Source organism: Lactobacillus sp. HMSC08B12 (genome assembly GCF_001808415.1).
GTDB classification, from domain to species: domain Bacteria; phylum Bacillota; class Bacilli; order Lactobacillales; family Lactobacillaceae; genus Lactobacillus; species Lactobacillus delbrueckii.
Window position 1 is genome coordinate 16,856 of record NZ_KV793154.1, and the last position, 4,639, is coordinate 21,494.

Below are 4,639 nucleotides of genomic sequence, written 5' to 3' on the forward strand. Positions count from 1 at the left end.
TGCCACAGAGCCAAAGACTTGGGCATCATCCTTGGGTGTGATGACATGGATAACGTAGTCCCTCTATCCAGTCAGCTGAAGCCGATTGGATAGCTTAGTCTAGACAATGAAAGCTGGATTCCTCCAGCCTCCCTATTGAAGACGTAGGACTTGAAACTTACGCTTCAAGCCCCTTACTTCAGTAAGGGGTTACTATTGACACTGGTTAAATTATAAGCGAAAAGCGTTTAAAAGAAAAAGACCTTAAAAAAATCAAGCCATATTCGTGTTGATTACATAGGCCCGCTGGCCCGGCATCTCTGCCACCAGCTGCAGGCGCAGGCGGCCGGCATAGTCTTTGATCCGGAAATTTTCTTCAATGATTTCACCGTCAGCCGTTTCTCCAAGCTGCTTTACCAGGGTCAAAAATTCCCGCCGGCAGTCAAACTCGAATCCAGCCCCCCTTAAACGCAGGGACTGGCACCAGTTCTGGGCAGCCTTGTTAGAATAAATAGGCTCCAAGTCCCCGCCCTTGTCCAAAAGGAGCATGACTGGCACGGTTTCCGCCAGATCCTGGTCATTTTTTCCGCTGAAAGGATAGAGGGCGTTCAAGACATTGATCTGGCCGATCTTCTTATAAAAAGCATGCTCAGCCAGACTTTCAAATTCCAGTCCCCGCTCCTTCCGCTTGGCGGTAATCTTGTCTTTTGGCAAAGGCTGGGAGAAGTAGAAGCCCTGGGCCAAAACGCAGCCGATGGAGTGAAGGAAGTCGTATTCGTCCTTAGTCTCTACCCCTTCAGACAGGGTTTCAATCCCCAGCCGCTTGGCCATGTCGATCACGTCCATCAAGATGGTCGGGGTCTTTTCGTTGGCGTGGCGGAGAAAGGCCATGTCAATCTTGAGCAAGTCAAAATCGAAGTTCTGCAGGTTGTTCAAAGACGAAAAGCCGCTGCCGAAGTCATCCAGCCAGACCTGGTAGCCATCCTCATGGAAGCGGCTGATGTGCTCCTTGATGACAGCTTCAGTGTTGCTGAGGAGGGCTGACTCGGTAATTTCGATCCGAATCTGGGAGCTTTTCACCCCATGACTGGCCAAAATATTATTGATTCTTTCATGCAGGTCGGGCAGCTCCAGGTCATAACGGGACAAGTTGACCGAAACCATCGGGTAGGTCTCGCCTTTTTGCATCGCTTCTTCCAGGTCCTGGCAGACCAGGTCCAAGATATGCAGGTACAGCTTGTGGATCAAATGTCCCCGCTCCAGGACCTCGATGAATTCTCCCGGGTTCAAAAAGCCGTAATTAGGGTCAATCCAGCGGGCCAGGGCTTCATAAGTGCTGATCTTGGAACTGAAGGTGTCCACGATCGGCTGGTAGTAGACCTTGATCCAGCCCTTAGCCACTGCCTCGTCGATATGGCCCAGCAGGTAAGGTAGTTAGCCAAAGTCAGGTCAGCCTCCATCTTTTGCTCATAGCGGCATTAGTAGTTCTGGTAGTTGCCCACGGCATTGTTGGCCGCGATTCTGGCCCGGTCCATGCACTGGTTCATCAATTCTACATAGCCCAGCATTTTCTGAGCTTCCAGGGGAGAAAGACCGCTGAAATCAAAATCCCTTTTAAAAGCACCGTATTTTCCCAAGCTTTACCTCACCAAGCAAAATACAAATTTCCTAGCCAAAATACCGTTAACATAAGAAAACACCCGCGGCTGGGCCGGGAGTGTCTACCTTTTAGAGTAAAAAATACTATAAAGCATTCGATTAATAAAATCAAGCTATTGGCGCGAAATAATAAAGCGCTCATTGCTTTTATTAGGTAAGCCTTAATAAATCAAGGATATATCGCTAATGCGATAAGTTTTCAGTTATCTATCCAGCTTGCATTTATTGAGGTATTCCAACAAAAAAGTCCGGGCTAAGGAATTTGGCCGGATCTGCCGGCGGGCTTCGTCTATGCTTAACCAGTTCCAGGCGTCGATTTCCTCATTTGGACTACCCTTTTCAGCCTGGTCAACGGTCACCGTGTAGTTGAGCATCAAGGTATTTGAGGGGGCAAAATACTGGCTGCGGTTGAAGTGGAGGCTTTTAGCCGTTAGATGAAGTTCCTCCATTAGTTCTCTGCGGCAGCTGTCTTCGGCGTTCTCCCCTTTGTTAACGTAGCCAGCTACCAGGATATAGGAGTCCTTCCCGTACTGCTTGATCAAGAGTACCTGGTCGCCTCCTTCATTCATGACGATCATGCTGACAGCGACGGAAAAAACTGGAAAGCGGAAGTCGCCGCATTGCTCGCAATAAGGGATCAAGCCATCCAGAGGCAATTCCTTTTTAGTCAATTTTTGCCCGCACTGGGGGCAGTAGGTCAGTTCAAACATTTTTTGTCACTCTTATCTGCTTACTTATCATTACCTGCAGAAACTAGATATACTTGCTGCCCTCCCGCCGGCTTAAGGCAGAGAGATCGCGGAAAGCCACGTATTCCCTGACCCAGGCCGGGTTGGTCTTGGAGTAGTCCCTTAGGGCCCAGCCGATAGCCTTGTTGATAAAAAATTCCTGGCTGCCTAAGTTGCGGTCGATAATTTTGCCCAAAAGGTCCGGGTCAGTTGCTTCTTTTAAGCCCAGCTGGAATTCAATCGCCGTCCGCCTAACCCAGAAGTCGGGATCTTGAGCCCAGGCCAGCATGAGGGCTGCCGTCTTTTCCTTGTTTTCCTCATCTTTGATAAAAATCTGCCCGGCCAGTTTGACCAGGCTGTCGACGCTGTCCCACCAGGACTTGGTCTCAGCCAGTTGCTTGATTTTTGGTAAGTCCTTAAAAGTCAGCTGCTTTTGGACTTTCTTCAAGTAGTCCAGGGCAAAGTACTGCATTTCCCGGTAGTCATCTTTAAAGCAGAGGTCAACCAGGTCCCAGGCAATTTCTTCCTTAGTCACGCCCTTTAAAAAAGGCCTGGATAATTCCCGCCGCGTTGGCGTCTTGAGCCCATAGAAGGGAAAAAGATTTCGCATGTACTTGCCCATGGCCTGGGCATTTTCTTTGTTAGCCCCGGCCGCATAAGCCTTTTTAACCGCCTGGTACTTTTCAAAAGGGGTCATCATTTCACCATGTTTTCATCTTTCTGTCAGTTGTATGGTAAAATATAAGCTATTGTGTGCTTTAGCACAATAGTTTTTAAATTTGTATTTTCTAGTTTTTAATTTCTATGTATTGTTATTTTAACTTGGTTTATGGAGGATCAACATGAAAGAAAAGCTGACGCATGCTGAGTCGCTGACGATTTCCAGCATGCTCTTTGGCCTCTTCTTCGGGGCCGGAAACCTAATTTTTCCTACCTACCTGGGGGAAGCCAGCGGAGCCAACCTCTGGATCTCCCTCTTGGGCTTCCTAATCACCGGGGTGGGCCTGCCCCTTTTGGCCATCGCCTCATTAGGGATGACCAGGTCAGAAGGGCTTTTAGACCTCAGTGGCCGGGTCAGCCACAAGTACAGCTACTTCTTTACCTGCCTTTTGTACTTGACCATCGGACCCTTCTTCGCCATTCCCCGCTGCTTCACGGTTCCTTTTGAAACCGGGATCTCGGCGCTTTTGCCAAGTGGGATGACCAAAAGCACCGGCCTCTTTATTTTCTCACTGATCTTCTTCGCGATCATGCTTTTCTTCTCTTTAAGACCAGGGCGGATCATGGACTGGATCGGCAAGTTTCTGACTCCGGCCTTCTTGCTCTTTTTCTTCTTTATCATGATCACAGCGCTGCTGCATCCCTTGGGCAACTTCCAAGCAGTTAAGCCAGTTGGCGAATATGCCAGCGCCCCACTAATCAGCGGGGTCTTGGCCGGCTACAACACCATGGATGCTTTGGCGGGCCTGGCCTTTGGGATTATCGTCATTTCCAGCATCCGGACCTTTGGGGTTACCAAGCCGGAAAAAGTTGCTTCCGCGACTTTGAAGACCGGGGTCCTCACCTGCCTTTTGATGGCAGTGATATACGCCATTACCGCCCTGGTCGGAGCCCAGAGCCGGACTGCCTTGGGCCTAGCTGCTAACGGCGGGGAAGCCCTGTCCCAGATCGCCCGCCACTACTTCCCAGGTCTGGGGGCAGTAATTTTTGCCTTGATGATCTTCGTGGCCTGCCTTAAGACGGCCATCGGCCTTATCACGGCCTGCAGCGAGACCTTCGTGGAAATGTTCCCGAAGACCCTGTCTTACAACAAGTGGGCCATTATCTTCAGCCTCCTGGCCTTTGGGATTGCCAACGTGGGCTTGACCACCATCATTTCCTTCTCCCTGCCAGTCTTGATGCTGCTCTACCCGCTGGCCATCTCCTTGATCCTGCTGGCCTTGACCAGCAAGCTCTTTGACTTTAGGCAGGTCGACTATCAGATTATGACGGCTGTTACCTTCCTTTGCGCCCTGGGCGACTTCTTCAAGGCCCTGCCGGCAGGGATGCAGGTCAAGGCGGTTACCGGCCTTTACGGCCGCGCCCTGCCCCTTTACCAGGATGGCCTGGGCTGGCTGGTTCCAGTCGCTGTTACCTTCGTTATTTTAACTATTAAGGCTGCTATCAGCAAAAAACGCGCCTAACGCGAAAACAGAGTTTCCTAAGCTAAAGAGGAAACTCTGTTTTTGTCATACCCAAAAATAAGAAAAGACACCCACCTAAACTTAGATGAG

The 4,639-nt window shown here is 50.0% G+C and carries 5 protein-coding genes; 1 reads left to right on the top strand and 4 read right to left on the bottom strand.

The window, feature by feature from the left end; genetic code table 11:
• Positions 1-252 precede the first annotated feature (252 nt).
• The 4 genes from HMPREF3168_RS04975 to HMPREF3168_RS04985 all read right to left on the bottom strand — a co-directional run bounded on the left by HMPREF3168_RS04975 (position 253) and on the right by HMPREF3168_RS04985 (position 3,063).
• Positions 253-1,380 carry an EAL domain-containing protein gene (locus HMPREF3168_RS04975; RefSeq protein WP_246825683.1) on the bottom strand — a complete coding sequence of 376 codons (1,128 nt, stop codon included), beginning with the start codon at positions 1,378-1,380 and terminating at the stop codon, positions 253-255.
• A gap of 77 nt (positions 1,381-1,457) precedes the next feature.
• The gene (locus HMPREF3168_RS10650; RefSeq protein ID WP_003611442.1) at positions 1,458-1,616 is read right to left on the bottom strand and encodes a hypothetical protein; all 159 of its coding nucleotides are present in this window, start codon (positions 1,614-1,616) and stop codon (positions 1,458-1,460) included.
• Between the two features lie 225 nt (positions 1,617-1,841).
• Positions 1,842-2,348: an NAD(+) diphosphatase gene (locus HMPREF3168_RS04980; RefSeq protein ID WP_070488769.1), complete on the bottom strand. Its 507-nt coding sequence runs from the start codon at positions 2,346-2,348 to the stop codon at positions 1,842-1,844.
• Between the two features lie 43 nt (positions 2,349-2,391).
• Positions 2,392-3,063, bottom strand: coding sequence for a DNA alkylation repair protein (locus HMPREF3168_RS04985; protein WP_070488775.1), 672 nt, complete (start codon positions 3,061-3,063; stop codon positions 2,392-2,394).
• A gap of 145 nt (positions 3,064-3,208) precedes the next feature.
• Between HMPREF3168_RS04985 and brnQ the strand changes: the two genes are divergently transcribed.
• A complete protein-coding gene (brnQ, locus tag HMPREF3168_RS04990) occupies positions 3,209-4,549 on the top strand; it encodes a branched-chain amino acid transport system II carrier protein (RefSeq protein WP_070488772.1) in 1,341 nt (446 codons plus the stop codon).
• The last annotated feature ends 90 nt before the right edge of the window (positions 4,550-4,639 follow it).